This is a genomic window from Janthinobacterium sp. YR213 (genome assembly GCF_900099875.1).
In the GTDB taxonomy this organism is placed as follows: Bacteria; Pseudomonadota; Gammaproteobacteria; order Burkholderiales; family Burkholderiaceae_D; genus Janthinobacterium; species Janthinobacterium lividum.
In genome coordinates this window covers 193,571-211,942 of the sequence record NZ_FNDA01000003.1, presented here as the reverse complement: position 1 = coordinate 211,942, position 18,372 = coordinate 193,571, and the positions used below count along the sequence as shown (strand labels likewise).

General features: G+C 61.3%; 18 protein-coding genes. 12 read left to right on the top strand and 6 right to left on the bottom strand.

Annotated elements, in window-relative coordinates:
- Window positions 1–159: 159 nt before the first annotated feature.
- From BLT98_RS14905 to BLT98_RS14895, 3 genes are all read left to right on the top strand, one after another.
- Window positions 160–1,200: a type II asparaginase gene (locus tag BLT98_RS14905; RefSeq protein WP_225317257.1), complete on the top strand. Its 1,041-nt coding sequence runs from the start codon at window positions 160–162 to the stop codon at window positions 1,198–1,200.
- A 128-nt stretch (window positions 1,201–1,328) separates the two neighbouring features.
- Window positions 1,329–2,180, top strand: a complete 852-nt coding sequence (locus BLT98_RS14900; RefSeq protein WP_092609079.1) for an MOSC domain-containing protein — start codon at window positions 1,329–1,331, stop codon at window positions 2,178–2,180.
- A gap of 34 nt (window positions 2,181–2,214) precedes the next feature.
- Window positions 2,215–3,372, top strand: coding sequence for a GGDEF domain-containing protein (locus tag BLT98_RS14895; RefSeq protein WP_092609076.1), 1,158 nt, complete (start codon window positions 2,215–2,217; stop codon window positions 3,370–3,372).
- On the opposite strand, the gene BLT98_RS14890 is transcribed toward BLT98_RS14895, so the two are convergent.
- Complete coding sequence (locus BLT98_RS14890) at window positions 3,373–5,352, bottom strand: monovalent cation:proton antiporter family protein (RefSeq protein ID WP_092609073.1); 1,980 nt, start codon at window positions 5,350–5,352, stop codon at window positions 3,373–3,375. It abuts the gene before it with no gap.
- A 108-nt stretch (window positions 5,353–5,460) separates the two neighbouring features.
- On the opposite strand from BLT98_RS14890, the gene BLT98_RS14885 reads away from it, so the two are divergent.
- The 8 genes from BLT98_RS14885 to BLT98_RS14850 all read left to right on the top strand — a co-directional run bounded on the left by BLT98_RS14885 (window position 5,461) and on the right by BLT98_RS14850 (window position 12,156).
- The gene (locus tag BLT98_RS14885; RefSeq protein WP_092609071.1) at window positions 5,461–6,471 is read left to right on the top strand and encodes a KpsF/GutQ family sugar-phosphate isomerase; all 1,011 of its coding nucleotides are present in this window, start codon (window positions 5,461–5,463) and stop codon (window positions 6,469–6,471) included.
- Entirely contained in the window at window positions 6,471–7,004 is a 534-nt protein-coding gene (locus BLT98_RS14880; RefSeq protein ID WP_034778379.1) for a KdsC family phosphatase, read from the top strand. Before BLT98_RS14885 ends, BLT98_RS14880 begins: the two co-directional genes overlap by 1 nt.
- Window positions 7,005–7,046: 42 nt before the next feature.
- Entirely contained in the window at window positions 7,047–7,658 is a 612-nt protein-coding gene (gene lptC, locus BLT98_RS14875; RefSeq protein ID WP_244517503.1) for an LPS export ABC transporter periplasmic protein LptC, read from the top strand.
- A 25-nt stretch (window positions 7,659–7,683) separates the two neighbouring features.
- On the top strand, window positions 7,684–8,265 hold the full coding sequence (gene lptA / locus BLT98_RS14870) for a lipopolysaccharide transport periplasmic protein LptA (protein ID WP_034778381.1): 582 nt from the start codon (window positions 7,684–7,686) through the stop codon (window positions 8,263–8,265).
- Entirely contained in the window at window positions 8,265–9,020 is a 756-nt protein-coding gene (lptB, locus tag BLT98_RS14865; RefSeq protein ID WP_034778383.1) for an LPS export ABC transporter ATP-binding protein, read from the top strand. The genes lptA and lptB overlap by 1 nt, the downstream gene beginning before the upstream one ends.
- 4 nt (window positions 9,021–9,024) lie before the next feature.
- On the top strand, window positions 9,025–10,503 hold the full coding sequence (locus tag BLT98_RS14860) for an RNA polymerase factor sigma-54 (protein ID WP_092609065.1): 1,479 nt from the start codon (window positions 9,025–9,027) through the stop codon (window positions 10,501–10,503).
- A 69-nt stretch (window positions 10,504–10,572) separates the two neighbouring features.
- Entirely contained in the window at window positions 10,573–10,935 is a 363-nt protein-coding gene (gene raiA / locus BLT98_RS14855) for a ribosome hibernation-promoting factor, HPF/YfiA family (protein WP_034778388.1), read from the top strand.
- A 135-nt stretch (window positions 10,936–11,070) separates the two neighbouring features.
- A complete protein-coding gene (locus tag BLT98_RS14850) occupies window positions 11,071–12,156 on the top strand; it encodes an enoyl-CoA hydratase/isomerase family protein (protein ID WP_092609062.1) in 1,086 nt (361 codons plus the stop codon).
- Here BLT98_RS14850 and rapZ read toward each other — a convergent pair whose 3' ends face one another.
- The 5 genes from rapZ to ilvA all read right to left on the bottom strand — a co-directional run bounded on the left by rapZ (window position 12,157) and on the right by ilvA (window position 17,592).
- Window positions 12,157–13,020 (bottom strand): RNase adapter RapZ, encoded by an 864-nt coding sequence (gene rapZ, locus BLT98_RS14845; protein ID WP_092609059.1) that lies wholly within the window; start codon window positions 13,018–13,020, stop codon window positions 12,157–12,159. It abuts the gene before it with no gap.
- A 321-nt stretch (window positions 13,021–13,341) separates the two neighbouring features.
- Entirely contained in the window at window positions 13,342–14,277 is a 936-nt protein-coding gene (hprK, locus tag BLT98_RS14840) for an HPr(Ser) kinase/phosphatase (RefSeq protein WP_034753337.1), read from the bottom strand.
- A gap of 39 nt (window positions 14,278–14,316) precedes the next feature.
- Window positions 14,317–14,799 carry a PTS sugar transporter subunit IIA gene (locus BLT98_RS14835; RefSeq protein WP_034753339.1) on the bottom strand — a complete coding sequence of 161 codons (483 nt, stop codon included), beginning with the start codon at window positions 14,797–14,799 and terminating at the stop codon, window positions 14,317–14,319.
- 333 nt (window positions 14,800–15,132) lie between these two features.
- Window positions 15,133–15,975 (bottom strand): NADPH-dependent 7-cyano-7-deazaguanine reductase QueF, encoded by an 843-nt coding sequence (gene queF / locus BLT98_RS14830; RefSeq protein WP_092609056.1) that lies wholly within the window; start codon window positions 15,973–15,975, stop codon window positions 15,133–15,135.
- Between the two features lie 81 nt (window positions 15,976–16,056).
- The gene (gene ilvA, locus BLT98_RS14825) at window positions 16,057–17,592 is read right to left on the bottom strand and encodes a threonine ammonia-lyase, biosynthetic (protein WP_034753344.1); all 1,536 of its coding nucleotides are present in this window, start codon (window positions 17,590–17,592) and stop codon (window positions 16,057–16,059) included.
- Window positions 17,593–17,793: 201 nt separating this feature from the next.
- Here ilvA and BLT98_RS14820 point away from each other — a divergent pair, with 201 nt between their 5' ends.
- Complete coding sequence (locus tag BLT98_RS14820) at window positions 17,794–18,285, top strand: YqaA family protein (RefSeq protein WP_034778395.1); 492 nt, start codon at window positions 17,794–17,796, stop codon at window positions 18,283–18,285.
- Window positions 18,286–18,372 lie beyond the last annotated feature (87 nt).

Sequence of the window (18,372 nt, the reverse complement as noted above, 5' to 3'; positions counted from 1 at the left end):
GCACGTTTGCGCGATACGCATGAATTCGGGATTTGCCCCGGCATGGATGACATATAATTTGCACACGACTTTGTTATTTTTGACAGTACACTTCACGGGAGCACCATGTTTTCACGCAAATTCCATTCTTGTGCACAGCTGATGCTGGCTACCTTGCTGATGGGCTTTATCGCCGCCTCCCCGGCGCGCGCGCAGCAGGCGGCCGTCAAATTGCCGAACGTGGTGATCCTGGCCACGGGCGGCACCATCGCCGGCAGCGGCGCCGACAGCACCACCACCGTTGGCTACACCTCGGCCACCGTGGGCGTCGAGCGCCTGATCGCGGCCGTGCCGGAATTGAAGAAAGTGGCGAATGTGAAAGGCGAGCAAGTGTTCCAGATCGCCAGTGAAAGCATGGGCAACAGCCACTGGCTGACCCTGGCCAAGCGCATCAACGTGCTGCTGGCCTCAAACGATGTCGATGGCGTCGTCGTCACGCACGGCACGGACACGATCGAGGAAACGGCGTACTTCCTGAACCTGACCGTGAAAAGCCACAAACCGGTGGTGGTCGTGGGCGCCATGCGTCCGTCGACGGCCATTTCGGCTGACGGCCCCATCAACCTGTACAACGCCGTGATGCTGGCGGGCAGCAAGGAAGCCGTGGGCAAGGGCGTCTTGGTCGCCTTGAACGACCAGATCAACGCGGCGCGCGAAGTGACCAAAACCAACACCTCGACCACCGACACCTTCAAGTCGCCGGAACTGGGCATGCTCGGCTACATCCAAGGCAGCAAGGCCTTCTTTTACCGCCAGTCGACGCGCAAGCACACCTTGGAATCGGAATTTGACATCAGCAAGCTCGATGCTCTGCCGCAAGTGGATATCGTCTACGGCTACGCGAACATGAACCGTGTCGGCATCGATGCCTTCATTGCTGCTGGCGCCAAGGGCATCATCCACGCGGGCGTGGGCGATGGCAGCGTGGCCGCGCAAATGAAGCCGGCCCTGGTGGAAGCGCGCCAGAAGGGCGTGCTGATCGTGCGTTCGAGCCGCGTCGGCCAGGGCATCGTGGCGCGCAATGGCGAAGCCAACGACGATGAACTCGACAGTGTCGTATCCGACACCCTGAACCCGCAAAAAGCCCGCATCCTGCTGATGCTGGCCCTGACCAAAACGAATAGCACGCAAGAAATCCAGCGTATCTTCTATACCTATTGATCGCTGTCATGCAGGCCCAGCCACTGCGGCTGGGCCTGGTAGATTTACGCTTGCCCGCTTTGCTGCCATACTTCGCTTCTGAATAATTTCTTGGCAGAAGCAGCAATACTGTTCCTTCTCCCCTGTCCATGGCTATCCTGTCCGACATCATCCTGTATCCGATCAAATCGTGCGCCGGCATCCATTTGCGCGAGGCCGTCCTGACGCGCTCCGGGCTGATGAGCGAGCACGTGTTCGACCGCGAATGGATGGTGGTGGACGCGCAAGGCCGCTTCCTGACCCAGCGCGAATATCCGCGCATGGCGCTGATCGTGCCATCCATCAAGGCCACGACCCTGGAGTTGCGCGCGCCGGGCATGCTGCGCCTGGAAATCGAGCTGGGCTTGCCGCACCCACAACTGGCACCGATGCTGGACGTGCAAGTGTGGGACGATACCGTGCGCGCCTACGATTGCGATGAAGTCACGGCCACCTGGTTCAGTCAGGCCATCGGCGTGCCGTGCCGCCTGGCGCGCTTTCACCCGGACGTGGTGCGCGCCACCAGCACCAAATGGACGGATGGCGTGGCTGCCTCGACCATGTTTGCCGATGGCTATCCCGTGCTGATCGCCGGTGCCGCCTCGCTAGCCGATGTCAATGACAAGCTGCGCGCCGCCAGCCGTGAAGCGCTGCCGATGAACCGTTTCCGTCCCAACCTCGTCATTGGAGACATCGGCGCCTTCGAGGAAGACTACGCGGACTTCCTGCAATTCGGCGCGACCACCTTGAAACCCGTCAAGCCGTGTTCGCGCTGCCCGATCCCGTCGGTGGACCAGGCCACGGGCGTGCCCGGCCCGGACCCGCTCGACGTCATGCATGGCTATCGCGCCAAACCCGAGCTCGACGGCGCCATCTGCTTCGGCATGAACGCCATCGTCACCGAAGGCGGCGATGAGCGTATCGTGGTGGGGCAGGACATCGGTTTCGAACTGGCATTTTAAGCATGGCGCCCGCACACAAGGGTTTAAGGTTTCTATGAATCAAGCAATACAGCCGGACCCGCGCATTGCCAGCCTCGAAGCCGAAAACCAGGCTTTGCGCGCGCGCATGGCTTTCCTGCTGGAACAGGTCGAGCGCAACCACGACATCATGTGCCGGCACCAGGCATTCGATCTGGAAATCGTCAGCGCGTCCACCTTTCCCGAATTGATCGGCACCATCTTCCGCACTTTGCCCGTGATTTCCGACCTCGACGGCGTTACCCTGAGCCTGCTCGACGAGGATGACGATATCGTGCTGGTGATGGAAAAGCTGGGCGTCGATTTCAGCGCCTTCCCGCAGTTGCTGTTTGTGCATGCCGTGGCGGAGCTGGGTTTTGCTCCGCCGGCGTCCGTGGCCGAGGGGGAGGCGGCCTTGCCGCCGCTGCCGCTGCTGGGTGCCTTCGACGCGGCCGTGCATGGCCCGCGTTTTCCGCAGATCGACGCTCTGCGCAGCGTGGCGCTGGTGCCCTTGCTGCGCAACAAGCGCCTGATTGGCAGCCTGAACCTGGCCAGCAGCGACGTGACGCGTTTTACGCCCGCGCTGGGCACGGATTTCATCAAGCACATGGCGTCCATCATCGCCATATGCCTGGAAAACGTGATCAGCAATGAAATGCTCAAATACATCGGCTTGACCGATTCCTTGACGGGCGTCTACAACCGGCGCTATATCGACCGCCGGCTGCTGGAAGAAATCGCCCGTGCGCGGCGCCAGAATTATTGCATCTCATGCATGTATATCGACATCGACCATTTCAAATTGGTCAATGACACGCATGGCCACCAGGGCGGCGATGAAGTGCTGCGCGAGGTGGCCACGCGCATCCGCACGGAATTGCGCCGCTCCGATGCGCTGGGCCGTTTTGGCGGCGAGGAATTCGTCGTCCTGCTGATCGACGCCGACCTCGATAGCGCGACCTTTGTTGCCGAACGCATTCGCGCCAGCATCGCCGGCACCATGTTTGACTTGCCGGGCAGCGCGCAAGCGTGGGTCAGCGTGTCGATCGGCGTGGCCAGCCTGGAAGCGGACGCGGCGCTACTCCCCATCGAAACGGTGGCGCAGCAGCTGGTGGCGCACGCCGACCAGGCCCTGTATCAGGCCAAGGCCGATGGTCGCAACAAGGTCGTCAGCTGGCAGGCGCAGCCCGGCTAATTATTTCAATAGCAAGGTTTCTGCTTTGGCCACGGCGTCTGCCGTGCCGCGCAGCACCACCACGTCGCCGCTGGCCAGCTGCGTCTCGGGGGTAACATCAAGGCGGCCCCGGCCGCGGCGGATGGTGGTCACAAACGCGCCGCAGCCGGCCACGTCGATCGTGCTCAAGGGCAGTCCCACGCAGTGCGCGCCCTCGTTGACGGTGACCGTATGCAGGCGTTCCAGCTCGGCATCGTCACCCGCGTCGCTGGAACCGTGGAAATAGCCGCGCAAGGACGCATAGCGTTCTTCGCGCGCCGCCTGCACCCGGTGCACCACGCGGCGCAGGGGCACTCCCATCATGATCAGCGCATGCGAAGCGAGCATCAGGCTGCCTTCCATCAATTCCGGCACCACTTCGGCCGCGCCCGCCTTCTTCAGTTGGTCGAGGTCGGTATCGTCGTGGCTGCGCACGATGACGGGCAGAGTTGGCGCCATTTCGTTAAGCAAATGCAATAACTTCAGTGCCGAAGGCGTATTCGCATACGTGATCACCACGGCGCTGGCCCGGTAGATGCCGGCCGCCACCAGGCTTTCGCGCCGGCCCGCGTCGCCATACGACACGTGGGCGCCGGCCAGCTGCGCTTCCTGCACCCGTTCCGGGTCCAGGTCCAGCGCGTGGTATTCGATCTTTTCTTCCGCCAGCAGGGTGGCCAGGCTTTGTCCGCTGCGCCCGAAGCCGGCGATCAGCACGTGTTTCTGCGACGCCATGGTGCGCGTGGCGATCTTGGTCAGCGCCAACGATTGCATCATCCAGTCGTTGGCCGCCAGTTTCATGACGATGGCGTCGGACTTGGCGATGAGGAAGGGCGCCACCAGCATCGACAGCACCATCGACGCCAGCACCACCTGCACGACGAACGGGTCCATCAGCTTGATGCCGCCAGCCAGGTTCAGCAGCACGAAGCCGAACTCGCCCGCCTGCGCCAGTCCCAGCCCCGTGCGCAGGGCCACGCCGTTGCTGGAACCGAACAGCCGGGCCAGCCCTGCGATCAGGGCGAATTTCAGCAGCACGGGGCCGCACAGCAGCAGCAAGACGAGCCACCAGTTCTCAAACACCACACGGATATTGAGCAGCATGCCGACGGTGATGAAGAACAGGCCCAGCAGCACGTCGCGGAAGGGCTTGATATCCTCTTCCACCTGATGCTTGAATTCCGTCTCGGAAATGAGCATGCCAGCAACAAACGCTCCCAGGGCCAGCGACAGTCCTGCCCGTTCCGTGATCCAGGCCGCGCCCAGGGTAATCAGGAGCAGGTTGAGCATGAACAACTCTTGCGAGCGGCGCTTGGCGACGATGGTCAGCCAGCCGCGCACCAGCTTCTGGCCGATGAAAAGCAGCAAGATCAGCACCACCAGGGCCTTGCCGCCGGCCCAGGCCAGGGTTTCGGCCAGGTTATCCGAATCGCGCGTGAGGGCGGGAATCAGGATCAGCAGGGGCACGACGGCCAGGTCCTGGAACAGCAGAATGCCGATGATCTTGCGGCCGTGTTCGCTTTCGAGTTCCAGCCGCTCCGTGAGCATTTTCGAGACGATGGCCGTCGACGACATGGCCAGCGCGCCGCCCAGGGCGAAGGCGGCTTGCCAGCTCAGGTGGATGTAGGCGGACAGGTAATGTCCGACGAACCAGCCGAAGAAGACGGTGGCGATGATGGTGGTGACCACCTGCGCCATGCCAAGGCCGAAGACGATGCGCCGCATGGCGAGGAACTTGGGCAGGGAAAACTCGAGCCCGATGGAAAACATCAGGAAGACGACGCCGAACTCGGCCAGGGTGTGGCTGGCCTCGTTTTCCGCCGCCAGGCCCAGCGCGTGGGGGCCGATGACGATGCCGACGGCCAGGTAGCCCAGCATGGGCGGCAAATGCAACATTCTGAAAGCGACCACGCCCAGCACGGCGCTGCCGAGTAACATCAGGGTCAGTTCAAGCGAGGAAAACATGGGTTGCCCGGTACGGTCAATGGAAATCGTTGTTTGTTGTGACTGGCAAGTTTTTTGCTTTCCTAATTCGTTTATACTTTGGGCATGAGTGTAACCCATGAAAAAACAATGCTGAAAGCTTTTGATCGAATTGACATGCAAGCGACGACCGAGCGCGCCGTCGCGCTGGCCCGCACCACCTTGCAGATCGAGTCCGACGCCATCGTTGCGCTGCACGCGCGCCTGGCCACGGACGACAGCGTGGGCCGCGCCGTGGCGATGTTGCTGCAATGCAAAGGAAGAGTCGTCGTCTCCGGCATCGGCAAATCCGGCCATATCGCGCGCAAGATTGCCGCCACCCTCGCTTCCACCGGCACGCCGGCCCTGTTCGTGCATCCGGCCGAAGCGGCCCATGGCGACCTGGGCATGGTTACCTCGGAAGATGCTTTTATTGCCATATCGTACTCCGGCGAATCGTCGGAACTGATGGCCATCATGCCCGTCGTCAAGCGCATGGGTGGCGTGCTGATTTCCATGACGGGCAAGCCGAATTCGAGTCTGGCGCAATTGGCCGACGTGCACCTGGATATTTCTGTTGAGAAAGAAGCCTGTCCGCTGAACCTGGCGCCGACGGCCAGCACCACCGTCACCCTGGCCCTGGGCGACGCGCTCGCCGTGGCCTTGCTCGACTTGCGCGGCTTCAAGGAAGAAGATTTCGCCCGCTCGCACCCGGGCGGCGCCCTGGGCCGTCGCCTGCTCACGCACGTGCATGACGTCATGCGCAGCGGCGAACGCGTGCCGAAAGTGCCCGTGCAGGCTTCCTTGCTGCAGGCGCTGGAAGAAATGACGAAGAAAGGCATGGGCATGACGGCCGTCGTCGACGCGGACAACCGCCCCGTGGGCGTGTTTACGGATGGCGACTTGCGCCGCATGTTCGAGCGCGTGCAGGATTTCACGCAAGTGGCGATCCGCGACGTCATGCATGCGCAGCCGCGCAGTATCGCGCCCGAACGCCTGGCCGTGGACGCCGTGGCCGTGATGGAGCAGTTCCGCATCAACCAGATGCTGGTCGTCGATGCCGACGGCAAACTGGTGGGCGCGCTGCATATCCATGATCTGACGCAAGCGAAGGTGATCTGATGGATAGCGTCGCGGACAACCTGGCACGCGCGGCCAAGGTCAAACTGATGATCTTTGACGTCGATGGCGTGCTCACCGACGGCAGCCTGCATTTCGGCCCGGACGGCGAGATGATGAAAACGTTTAATGTGTATGATGGCCTGGGCATCAAGCTGCTGCAGGAATCGGGCGTGCAGACGGCCATCATCAGCGCGCGCCGCTCTGCCATCACGGCGCGCCGAGCGCAAGACCTGGGCATTACCCATGTACACCAGGGCGGCCACGACAAGCTGACGCCGTTTCGCGAACTGCTGGCGCTGACGGGCTTGACGGAAGAGCAATGCGGCTATATCGGCGACGACGTCATCGATGCGCCCATCCTGAAACGCGTCGGCTTTGCCGTCAGCGTGCCGGGCGGGCGCCCGGAAGTGCAGGGCCTGGCCCACCATGTGACGCAGGCCGGCGGCGGCCGCGGCGCGGTGCGCGAGATCTGCGAATTCCTGCTGCGTGCCCAGGACAATTATGCGCGCGTCATGGCGCCGTTCCTGGAGTGAGGCGCGCCGCCTCGCCAGTGACATTTGAAAGAGTGAAGCCCTATGCGTAAGCCAGGAGGCGCCCATCGCTGGCGCATGATCTTTACCGTGCTGGGCGCGGTTGTTGTCGCGCTGGGCAGCTTTTGGCTGCTCGAGGTGATGAACAAGAATAGCCAAGACATCACGGCCAGCAAGCATCTGGATGAGCCCGACTATTTCATTACCAATTTCAGCCTGGTGCGCATGGACTTGACGGGAAAACCCAGCTATATCGTGTCGGGCGCCAAGCTCACGCATTATCCGCTGGACGATTCGTCCGATATCGACCGGCCCTTCGTGCGCAAGCTCACGCCAGGCATGCCACCGATGAACATGAATGCGGAACTGGCGCATATCGACCAGGACAATACCCGGCTGCAACTGCACCGCAATGTCGTGATCGACCGCGTGGCCAGTCCGAAGGCGCAGAACCTGACAGTCAAGACGGAAGCGCTGACGGTGTTCCCGGATGAGGAAAGAATGGAAACGGACGTGCCTGTCGATATCCTGACAGGCACCTCGCGTCTCAATGGCATCGGCATGAAAGCCAATAACGCCACCGGCGTGGTGGAAGTGCAGAATGCGCTGCGCATGGTCCTCCCGCCGAAACCGCGCCCGGCCGCGGCGGCAAAATGACAGAATGAAACAAGGAAACCATACTATGAAGAACATCTTGCTGTTGACCGTATTTTCCCTGGCCATCATGGGCGTGGCGCATGCCGAGAAGGCCGATTCCGAGAAGGAAGCCGTCATCACGGCACGCAGTGGCCACGTCGATGACATCAAGCAGGTGCGCACCCTGACGGGCGACGTCGTGCTGGTCAAGGGGACCCTGACCATGAAGGCGGGGCGCGCCGTGATCACGGAAGATCCGCAAGGCTACCAGTTCATTACCTTCTGGGCCGATCCCGGCAAGCTCGCCACCTTCCGCCAGAAGCGCGATGGCGCGGGCGACCTGTGGGTGGAAGGCGAAGCGGAGCGCGTGGAATACGACAACAAGACGGAAGTGGTGAAACTGTTTTCCAGGGCCAAGCTGACGCGCCTGGAAGGCACGAAAGTGACCGACGTGGCCAATGGCGCCTTCATCTCGTATGACAGCCGCAAGGAAGTGTTTGCGATGGAAAATTCCAACAGCGGCACCAGCACCCCGGATGGCGGCAGCGTGCGCATGGTGATCCAGCCGAAAACCAAGGCACCGGCGGCGGAGAAAGCGCCGGCCACGCCTGCGCCAGGAAAGAAATAATGGACAATACTCGTTGCGGCAGCACCCTGATCGTTCGCGGGCTGCAAAAAACCTATGGCAAGCGGCAAGTCGTGCATGATGTCTCGCTGCAAGTCGAATGCGGTGAAGTGGTGGGTTTGCTGGGCCCGAACGGCGCCGGCAAGACCACCTCGTTCTACATGATCGTCGGCCTGGTGCCGTCCGATGGCGGCAGCATCGATATCAGCGGCGTGGACATCTCCAGCCTGCCGATCCACCGCCGCGCGCAGATGGGCCTGTCCTACCTGCCGCAGGAAGCGTCCGTCTTCCGCAAGCTGACGGTGGAAGACAATATCCGCGCCGTGCTGGAAATCCAGACCGTCGAAGGCCGTCCGCTGACGAAGGCCGAGATCGAGGTGCGCCTGGATAAATTGCTGGCCGACTTGCAGATTGAAAAGCTGCGCGAGAATCAGGCCCTGTCCCTGTCGGGCGGTGAGCGCCGCCGCGTGGAAATCGCCCGCGCGCTGGCCACCGATCCCCGTTTCGTGCTGCTCGACGAACCGTTCGCCGGCGTCGATCCGATCGCCGTGATCGAGATCCAGCGCATCGTGCGTTTCTTGAAGGAGCGCAATATCGGCGTGCTGATCACCGATCATAATGTGCGCGAGACGCTGGGTATCTGCGACCGTGCCTACATCATCAACCAGGGCTCGGTACTGGCGTCGGGACGCCCCGACGACATCATCGCGAACGAGTCGGTACGCCGGGTCTATCTGGGCGAACACTTCCGCATGTAAGCCAATGAAACAATCATTGCAGCTGCGCACTTCGCAGCACCTGGCACTGACGCCGCAGTTGCAGCAATCGATACGCCTGTTGCAATTGTCTACCCTGGAATTGCATCAGGAACTAGAGCAATTGCTGACGGACAATCCCTTGCTCGAACGCCTCGACGATCCGCTCGACCGTTCGCTGCGCCTGCTGTCCGATGGCGCCTTGAGTTCCACGGCCGCGCCGGCCGAAGCGCCGCCCCAGCCGCCGGGCCAGGAAGCGCCCGCGGCGCCGGCCGAAGCGGAAACCTTTGATGGCGATGCCGGCGAGGGTCCTGCCGCCGCGGATGGCGGCGACAGCGACTGGAGCGAGGCGAGCCGCGGCAAGGCGCCCGACGACGAGGATTCGCGCCCGCAACTCGAAGCCCATCACTGCACCCTGCGCGAACACCTGATGGAGCAGATGCGCGTGACGGTACTCGAATTGCGCGACCGCGCGCTGGTCGAGCTGATCATCGACGCGCTCGACGACAATGGCTACCTGGAAGAGTCGCTCGACGACATCCTGGCGCGCCTGCCGGAAGAGCTGGAAATCGACGCCGACGAGATGCGCACGGCCTTGTCTCTCTTGCAAAGTTTCGATCCGCCCGGCGTGGGCGCGCGCAACGCGTCCGAATGCCTGGCGCTGCAAATCAAGCGCTTGCCGCACATCGCCATGGTGACGCGCCGCATGGCCCTCGTCATCGTGGAAAAGCACCTGGCCTGGTTTGCCCAGCGCGATTTCAACAAGCTGAAAAAAGCCCTCGATTGCGACGATGAAGACTTGCGCGAAGCGCAGACGGTGATTCGCCAGTGCAATCCGCATCCGGGCGCCGTGTTCGCCTCGGACGTGTCCGATTACGTGGTGCCCGACGTCGTCGTCAAGCGCGCGCGCAATGGCTGGCAAGTGACCTTGAACAACGATGTCATGCCGCGCCTGCGCGTCAATGCCATGTACGCCAACTTGCTCAAGCAAGGCAAGGGCGAAGGCGCCATGGGCGCACAGTTGCAGGAAGCCAAGTGGCTGATCAAGAATATGCGCCAGCGCTTCGACACGATCCTGCGCGTGGCGCAGGCGATAGTAGAAAGACAAAAGAACTTTTTCTCGCATGGGGCCGTTGCCATGCGTCCCCTTGTGCTCCGTGAAATAGCTGATACACTGGGTTTACACGAGAGTACTATCTCGCGGGTAACAACTCAAAAGTACATGCTGACCCCGCACGGCATGTTCGAGTTGAAATATTTCTTTGGTAGCCACGTCGCCACCGAAGCGGGGGGCGAAGCGTCATCGACGGCGATACGGGCATTGATCGTGCAACTGACAGGAGCAGAAGACCCTAAAAATCCTTTATCCGACAGTAAGATTGCGGACATGCTGGGGGAACAAGGCATGGTGATTGCGCGACGTACTGTTGCCAAATACCGGGAAGCGTTGAAAATTCCGCCAGTGAGCCTGCGTAAGTGTTTGTAAGTTTTTTTCGGTTCCTCTGCGGGCCGGATAGGATGGACCGCACGAACCCGATCATCTTTAGGAGTGTGTATGAATCTCACCATCAGCGGACATCATCTCGAAGTGACACCAGCCATCCGTGAATACGTACAAACGAAGCTGGAGCGCGTGAAACGTCATTTCGATCAAGTCATCGATATCGCCGTGATTCTGACCGTGGATAACCTCAAAGAGAAAGAAAAACGTCAAAAGGCTGAAGTCAACCTGCGTTTGAGCGGCAAGACTGTCTATGTGGAAAGCTTGGCGCACGACCTGTACGCCGCGATCGATACCCTGATCGACAAGCTCGATAGGCAAGTGATGAAATACAAAACCAAAGTGCAAGGGCACGGTAAAGAGGCGATCAAGCATCTGCCAGACAACTCCGAGGAAGAAGCCGTCGTCGCCGTCTAAGGCCACCCGCTTCCAGCAGTTGTGATCAACTAAGGGCGCACATCTTGCGCCCTTTTTTGCGCCTGGACCTTTTGAGCGCAATGTTCGCCGCGCAGGGGCTAAAATGTTTGCACTTTCACTTCTTTCCTGCCTGCCATGAGCGACTTCGTCCAGACTTCCATCCGCAACCGCACGGGCCATATCGTGCTCGACCGTCCGAAAGCCTTGAATTCCCTGTCGCTGGAGATGGTACGCGCCCTGAGCGCGGCCTTGCTGGCCTGGCGCGACGATCCGCAGGTGGATGCCGTGGTGATCCGCTCCAGCAGTGAAAAAGCCCTGTGCGCCGGCGGCGACATCCGTTTCTTTTACGATGCGGGCCTGGCCACGCCGCAAGGCGGCAGCGCCATGCTGGAAGATTTCTTTACGGAAGAATATGCGTTAAATCATTTAATTCATTTCTACCCGAAACCGTATATCGCCGTGATGGATGGCGTGGTGATGGGCGGCGGCATGGGCGTGGCGCAAGCCGGGCCGGGCAACCGTTTGCGCATCGTGACGGGCCGCACGCGCATGGCCATGCCGGAAGTCAATATCGGCTTGTTTCCCGACGTGGGCGGCAGTTATTTTCTATCCCGCCTGGCCGGCCAGCTGGGCCTGTACCTGGGCTTGACGGGCTTGACGATCAACGCGGCCGATGCCCTGTACACGGGGCTGGCCGATGTCTACCTGCCTGAGGCGCAGATGGGGGCGCTGCTGGATCTGTTCGAATCGACGCGGGGCGAAGCCTTGCCGGTGGCCATCAAGGCGCTGGCGGCGCCTTTCCAGGCCGAGGCGGGGGTATCTCCCCTGGCCACGGCGCGCGCGGCGCTGGACCGCCACTTCGGCGCCCCTTCCGTGGCCGCCATCATGGCCTCGCTGGCGCAGGATGACAGCGCGTTCGCGGCCAAGGCGCTGGCGGCCATGCGCCTGCGTTCGCCATTGATGATGTCGGTGACCCTGGAATTGCTGCAGCGGGGCGCCCACCTGGGCGTGGCCGATTGCCTGCGCATGGAGCGCACGGTGGTGCGCCACAATTTCGAACATGGCGAAGTGCTCGAGGGCGTGCGCGCGCTGGTGGTCGACAAGGACAATGCACCGCGCTGGAACCCTGCCAGCCTGGACGACGTCGATGCGGCCATGGTGGCGCGCTTCTTTGCCCCCGTCTGGCCAGCGGCGGCGCATCCCCTGCGCCACCTCGACTAATTAGCTGCGTTCGCGGTGGCGCAGGACGACGCGTTCATTCGGGCCGAAATACTGCGCCAGCCGCTCCGCCATGTACACGGAGCGGTGCTGGCCGCCCGTGCAGCCCAGGGCCACCGTCAGGTAGCTGCGGTTGTCGGACTTGAATGACGGCAGCCATTTCTCGATGAAGCTGCGGATGTCGGCCAGCAGTTCCAGCGCGCTCGGCTGCGCGTCGAGGAAGGCGATCACGGGCGCATCGCGGCCGTCGAGCGGGCGCAGCGCCAGGTCGTAATAGGGATTCGGCAAGGCCCGTACGTCGAAGACGAAATCGGCGTCCAGGGGCACGCCCAGCTTGAAGGCGAACGATTCGAAGAACAGGGTCAGCGGCGCGCGTTCGGAGGCGACGATATCCTTGATCCAGGCGCGCAGCTTGTTGGCGCTCAGTTCCGACGTGTCGATCACATGGCCCAGCTGTTCGATGGCTGACAGGCGTTCGCGTTCTTCCGAGATGCACTCGATCAGCGTGCGGCGGCTGGCCGGATTCTGGTTCGGACGCAATTCGTGCGACAGCGGATGGCTGCGCCGCGTTTCCGAGAAGCGCGCCACCAGCGAATGCGTGGTGGCCGTCAGGAACATGACCTTGACGTCATGCCCCTGGTCGCGCAGCAGGGCCACATTGTGCGGCAGGCTGGTCAGCGACTCGGCGCTGCGCGCATCGACGGCGACGGCCAGTTGCGGTGTACCTTCGTCGAGCAGGGTTTGCACCAGGCTGGGCAGCAAGGCCGGCGGCAGGTTGTCGACACAATAGTAGCCGGTATCTTCCAGCACATTGAGCGCAACGGATTTACCGGAGCCGGATATTCCGGTGATAAGGACGATATGCATACGCCGATCATACAATAAAGATCGGCGCCGCGCTCCCAATGCAATTATCTTTACAAATTATTGCAATTTGGAATGTGATATTGCCGGGATTGGCAGGGCGCTCTCGTCACGACCGTAGGTCGGCTTAGCGCGTCGCGCGTAAGCCGACACCGCGGCATGGGCCAACAATGTCATCGGATTACGCACGGCGTTGCCGCGCTAATCCGACCTACTTGCTAATCGCCACTCATGGCGAGTCGTTGGTGCAGCAGGGAATTCACGCAGTACAGCTGCGTGCCTGCGTAACGGTTCGCCCTTGCAAGGGCGAACTCCTTGGCAACATTAATCGCCACTCATGGCGAGTCGTTGCCGCTCCATGAACTCCTGCAAGGTATCGATGCCGCGCAGTTGCAAAATCGTGTTGCGCACGGCCGCTTCCAGCAGTACGGCGATGTTGCGGCCGGCGGCGACGGGGATGACGACCTTGCGCACGGGCAAGCCCAGCACGTCTTCCGTGGGGAACAGGAAAGGCAGGCGCTCGACTTCCTCTTCCAGCGCGTTGCGGCGCACCAGATGCACGATCAGTTTCAGGCGCATCTTGCGGCGCACGGCCGTTTCGCCAAAGATGGCCTTGATATCGAGCAAGCCGAGGCCCCGCACTTCCAGCAGGTTTTGCAGCAAAGGCGGGCAGCGGCCTTCGATCATGTTGGGCGCGATGCGCGAGAATTCGACGGCGTCATCGGCCACCAGGCCGTGGCTGCGTGAAATCAGTTCCAGCCCCAGCTCGCTCTTGCCCAGGCCCGAATCGCCCGTGATCAGCACGCCCACGCCCAGCACGTCCATGAACACGCCATGCATGATGATGCGTTGCGCCAGCTTTTTGGACAGGTAGACGCGCAGGAAGTCGATCACTTGCGCGGCCGGCAGCGGGGTGGAGAAGAGGGGGATGTTTTGCTCGTCGCAGATGGCGAGGATGTCGGGCGGCGTTTCCAGCCCTTGCGCGATGATCAGCGCGGGCGGACCGCCGGCGATCAGCTCGCCGATCACGTGGGTGCGCGTGTTGACCTTCAGGCGCTGGTAGTAATTGATTTCCTGGTGGCCGAAGACCTGGATGCGGCCCGGATGGATCAGGTTCAAGTGGCCCACCTGATCGGCGGCCGACGAGACATCGCCCGAGATCAGGCGCTCGCCGCCGGGGAAGCCGGCGAACCAGCCCAGTTGCAGACTTTCACGATTGTCGTCGTACAGGCGTTGTATCGTCAGTGGCGTTTGCAACATGGCAGTCTTCTTCTTCAGGAGTGGAGGAATACCTGAAGTTTAACCCGCCGCTTGCAGACTAGGTTGCCAATTGACGATGCGCGAATGTACGGATTTCGGTTCCGGATCCGTGGCCAGTGCCGTGCGGAAGGCGTCATCGGAAAACATTTCAGCGATTTCCGACAGGATTTCCAGATGTTGCTGGGTGACATGATCGGGAATCAGCAGGAAAAACAGCAGATTGACAGGCTTGCCATCGGGCGACTCGAACGGAATCGGCTCGGCCAGGCGGACGAAGGCGCCCAGCGGCGATTTCAAGGTTTTGCTGCCCTTGACCCTGCCATGCGGCACGGCTACGCCATGGCCCAGACCAGTCGAGCCCAGGCGTTCGCGGGCAAACAGATTGTCCGAGACGGTAGAGCGGGCGATGCCGTAATTGTTTTCGAAGATCAGGCCGGCTTGCTCGAAGGCACGTTTTTTACTGGAGACTTCCAGGTCCAGCAGGACGTTTTCGAGGGATAGTATTTTGCTAAGATTAGTCATGACACTCAATGAAATGGTGCAATGCGCAGAGGGCTTGCGAGCCGAATTATAGGCCTGTTTCCGCGGCCTGTAACGCCAATTCTCAACAGTATACGCCCGCTGCGGGCGCAGTGGGCGCTACAGCCCATGTCACCATCATTTTAGCAAAAAAATAACATCGGCGTGTATCGGCTATTTCTTGATTAAAAACACGCGGCGCGCCGGTTTTTCCGCCGCCGAATGCCGATTTTCCGATTTTTCAGCGTCTTTGACATGCTCTGCGGCACTACTGCAACGTTGTTTTAAAACACAGCCAACATTCCTGTTGGCATGGTTTCATGAGGTTGCCTAATGTTACTGACGGGCGTTGCGCAGATTGCCCGGCATCGCTCCCGTGCTGAAGTTGCTGCGCCAAGGATTGATATCGAGGCCGCCGCGGCGCGTATAGCGCGCATACACGGACAGTTTTTGCGGCTTGCACTGACGCAAGATATCGACAAAGATGCGCTCCACGCATTGTTCGTGGAATTCATTGTGCTCGCGGAAACCGATCAGGTAACGCAACAGGCTTTCCTGGTCGATCTGCGGTCCCGCATACTCGATCTGCACGCTGCCCCAGTCGGGCTGGCCCGTCACCAGGCAATTCGATTTGAGCAAGTGCGAGACGAGTTTTTCTTCCACGGGCGCTTCGTCCAGCGCTGCCTTCAGCAGCAGCGGCGAGGGCGTGTATTGCGTGATTTCCAAGTCCAGGCGGTCCAGCAGCACGCCATCGAATTCACCCATTTTCAGCTTGCCGAAATCTTCCTGCAAAGTCAGTTCCACTTGCACGGGCGCGCCGAAGCCGTTCGATAAATCCTGCTTGAGCAAGGCCACCAGCGCATCCGGGCTGTCCAGCTTGGTCTGGTTGAAGGAATTCAGATACAGCTTGAACGATTTCGACTCGATGATGTTCGGCGAATCGGCCGGCGCGCTGACCTTGGCGATGGCCACCTGCGGCTTGCCGCGCTGGTTCAGCCACGACAGTTCATACGCATTCCAGATATCGAGGCCGAAAAACGGCAAGGTGCCGTGCAATTCCAGCTCGTCGCGCTTGCCCAGGCGCGGAATGGGAAACAGCAATTCCGGCGCGTAATCGGTGCGGTAGGCGGAGCTTTTGCCCAGCGGGGATTGTTCGGCGAGGTCGTTGGTGGTGGTCATGGTCTTGTGGCGTAGTTCGGTCAAGCACGCATGGTAGCCTAATTCCCCCGACGGCGAGTAGCCGCCGCCGGGAGGTGATGCTTAACCCAAGAACAGCTTATAGACGGGATTGCTGCTTTCATCCCAGTAACGGTACCCCAGGGTATCGAGGAAGCGGGCGAACTCTCCCATTTCATCGGGCGGCACTTGCAAGCCGATCAGGATGCGGCCCACGTCGCCGCCCTGGCTGCGGTAATGGCAAAGTGAAATATTCCAGTTCGGCGCCATGCTGTCGAGGAAGCGCATCAGCGCGCCCGGGCGCTCGGGGAACTCGAAGCGGTACAGCAGCTCATCCTGCGCCAGCCGGCTCTTGCCGCCCACCAGGTGGCGGATGTGCGACTTGGCCAGCTCGTCGTGGGTCAGGTCCAGCGTCTTGAATTCGTGTTCCTCGAAGGTCTTTGCCAGCACGCTCGATTCATGCCGGTCGGCAATCTGGATGCCGACGAACACGTGCGCGGCTTTTTCATCGCTGATGCGGTAATTAAATTCCGTCACGTTGCGCGCGCCGATGAGCGAGCAGAAACGTTTGAAGCTGCCCCGCTGTTCGCGCATGGTGACGGCAAACACGGCTTCGCGGAATTCGCCCAGTTCGGCCCGTTCCGCGACGAAGCGCAAACGGTCGAAATTCATGTTCGCGCCGCTGGCGATGGTGACCAGCGTTTCATTGTTGACGGGATGCTTGGTCAGGCTGGCCCGTTCCACATAGGCCTTGGCACCGGCGATGGCCAGCGCGCCGGACGGTTCCAGGATGCTGCGCGTATCCGTAAACACATCCTTGATGGCGGCGCAGATGGCGTCCGTGTCGACGGTGATGATTTCATCGACATACGCCTGCACCAGGCGGAAAGTTTCCTCGCCGGCCAGGCGCACGGCCGTGCCGTCGGCAAACAGGCCCACGTCGTTCAGGGTCACGCGCTCGCCCGCTTTCAGCGAGCGGGCCATGGCGTTCGAATCGACGCTTTGCACGCCGATGATCTTGATATCGGGACGGATCTGTTTCACGTAGGCGGCAATGCCGGCGATCAAGCCGCCGCCGCCGATGGGTGCGAAGATGGCGTGGATGGGGCCGGCGTGCTGGCGCAGGATTTCCATGCCGATCGTGCCCTGGCCGGCGATCACGTCCGGATCGTCGAACGGGTGCACGAAGGTCAGCTTCTGTTCCTTTTCCAGGGTCAGCGCGTGGTTGTAGGCATCCGTGTACGACTCGCCGTGCAGCACCACTTCCACGTTCACACCGCCGCGGCCCTTGACCGCCTCGACCTTGACCAGCGGCGTGGTGGTCGGCATGACGATGACGGCGCGGCAACCCATGCGCGCGGCCGACAGGGCCACGCCCTGGGCATGGTTGCCGGCCGAGGCGCAAATCACGCCGCGCTTGCGTTCCGCTTCGCTCAGCTTGGACATCTTGTTGTAGGCGCCACGAATCTTGAAGCTGAACACGCTTTGCATGTCTTCGCGCTTGAAGTAAATCTGGTTGTTCAGGCGCTGCGACAGGGCAGGGGCCAGTTCCAGTGGCGTTTCGGTAGCGACGTCATAGACGCGGGCGGTCAGGATTTTCTTGAGGTAGTCGATGTTCATAGTCTGCAAGCAAGTGATTCTGGGCCAGAAAGGGTCTGGAACGTGTCGGGCGATAGCGGCGGCGCGGCGGCGGATAGCCTGGCGACAATAATGCTCTATGGAACTGCGGGCGGGTAGGCCTTTGCCGGCCGGCGCGGATTGTGCGGCGCGCAAGCTGCTCTTCATTATAATGGAGAGCCTTACTGCATCGCGAAGTGTTCCATGATCGAATCCGCAATCGCCTGGCTGCTGCAACTGATCGCAGCGCCGGAAGTCGGGCTGACATCGGTCTTTCTGATCAGCTTTATTTCCGCCACACTGCTGCCGCTCGGCTCGGAACCGGCCGTCTTTGCCGTCATCAAGGCCAATCCCGCGCTGTTCTGGGCCGCCATCGGCGTCGCCACCCTGGGCAATACTCTGGGTGGTATCGTCGACTACTGGATGGGCTACCGGGCCAAGCAGGCGTTTGCCAAGGAGCGCGACACGCGCTGGTTCCGCTGGCTGGCCCGCTATGGGGCCAAGACCATGCTGCTGGCCTGGCTGCCGCTCGTGGGCGACCCCCTGTGCACGCTGGCCGGCTGGCTCAAGCTGCCGTTCTGGCCCAGCGTGGCCTACATGGCCGTCGGCAAGTGTGCGCGCTACCTGACCATGACGGGCTTGCTGCTGTACGTACCCGATGGCGTATGGCACAGGATTGGACAAATGCTGGCGTAAACGGCAGGCAAACGGGCGTAATGCAACGCCAGTTTGCCCCATTTTTGGGCAGTTCGATAGTTTGCAGCGGAGTCCGATTCTTGGCAT

Coding starts and splice junctions, on each gene's coding strand:
- BLT98_RS14905 (WP_225317257.1), top strand. CDS start 160: ATGGGCTTTATCGCCGCCTCCCCGGCGCGCGCGCAGCAGGCGGCCGTC.
- BLT98_RS14900 (WP_092609079.1), top strand. CDS start 1,329: ATGGCTATCCTGTCCGACATCATCCTGTATCCGATCAAATCGTGCGCC.
- BLT98_RS14895 (WP_092609076.1), top strand. CDS start 2,215: ATGAATCAAGCAATACAGCCGGACCCGCGCATTGCCAGCCTCGAAGCC.
- BLT98_RS14890 (WP_092609073.1), bottom strand. CDS start 5,352: ATGTTTTCCTCGCTTGAACTGACCCTGATGTTACTCGGCAGCGCCGTG.
- BLT98_RS14885 (WP_092609071.1), top strand. CDS start 5,461: ATGCTGAAAGCTTTTGATCGAATTGACATGCAAGCGACGACCGAGCGC.
- BLT98_RS14880 (WP_034778379.1), top strand. CDS start 6,471: ATGGATAGCGTCGCGGACAACCTGGCACGCGCGGCCAAGGTCAAACTG.
- lptC (WP_244517503.1), top strand. CDS start 7,047: ATGCGTAAGCCAGGAGGCGCCCATCGCTGGCGCATGATCTTTACCGTG.
- lptA (WP_034778381.1), top strand. CDS start 7,684: ATGAAGAACATCTTGCTGTTGACCGTATTTTCCCTGGCCATCATGGGC.
- lptB (WP_034778383.1), top strand. CDS start 8,265: ATGGACAATACTCGTTGCGGCAGCACCCTGATCGTTCGCGGGCTGCAA.
- BLT98_RS14860 (WP_092609065.1), top strand. CDS start 9,025: ATGAAACAATCATTGCAGCTGCGCACTTCGCAGCACCTGGCACTGACG.
- raiA (WP_034778388.1), top strand. CDS start 10,573: ATGAATCTCACCATCAGCGGACATCATCTCGAAGTGACACCAGCCATC.
- BLT98_RS14850 (WP_092609062.1), top strand. CDS start 11,071: ATGAGCGACTTCGTCCAGACTTCCATCCGCAACCGCACGGGCCATATC.
- rapZ (WP_092609059.1), bottom strand. CDS start 13,020: ATGCATATCGTCCTTATCACCGGAATATCCGGCTCCGGTAAATCCGTT.
- hprK (WP_034753337.1), bottom strand. CDS start 14,277: ATGTTGCAAACGCCACTGACGATACAACGCCTGTACGACGACAATCGT.
- BLT98_RS14835 (WP_034753339.1), bottom strand. CDS start 14,799: ATGACTAATCTTAGCAAAATACTATCCCTCGAAAACGTCCTGCTGGAC.
- queF (WP_092609056.1), bottom strand. CDS start 15,975: ATGACCACCACCAACGACCTCGCCGAACAATCCCCGCTGGGCAAAAGC.
- ilvA (WP_034753344.1), bottom strand. CDS start 17,592: ATGAACATCGACTACCTCAAGAAAATCCTGACCGCCCGCGTCTATGAC.
- BLT98_RS14820 (WP_034778395.1), top strand. CDS start 17,794: ATGATCGAATCCGCAATCGCCTGGCTGCTGCAACTGATCGCAGCGCCG.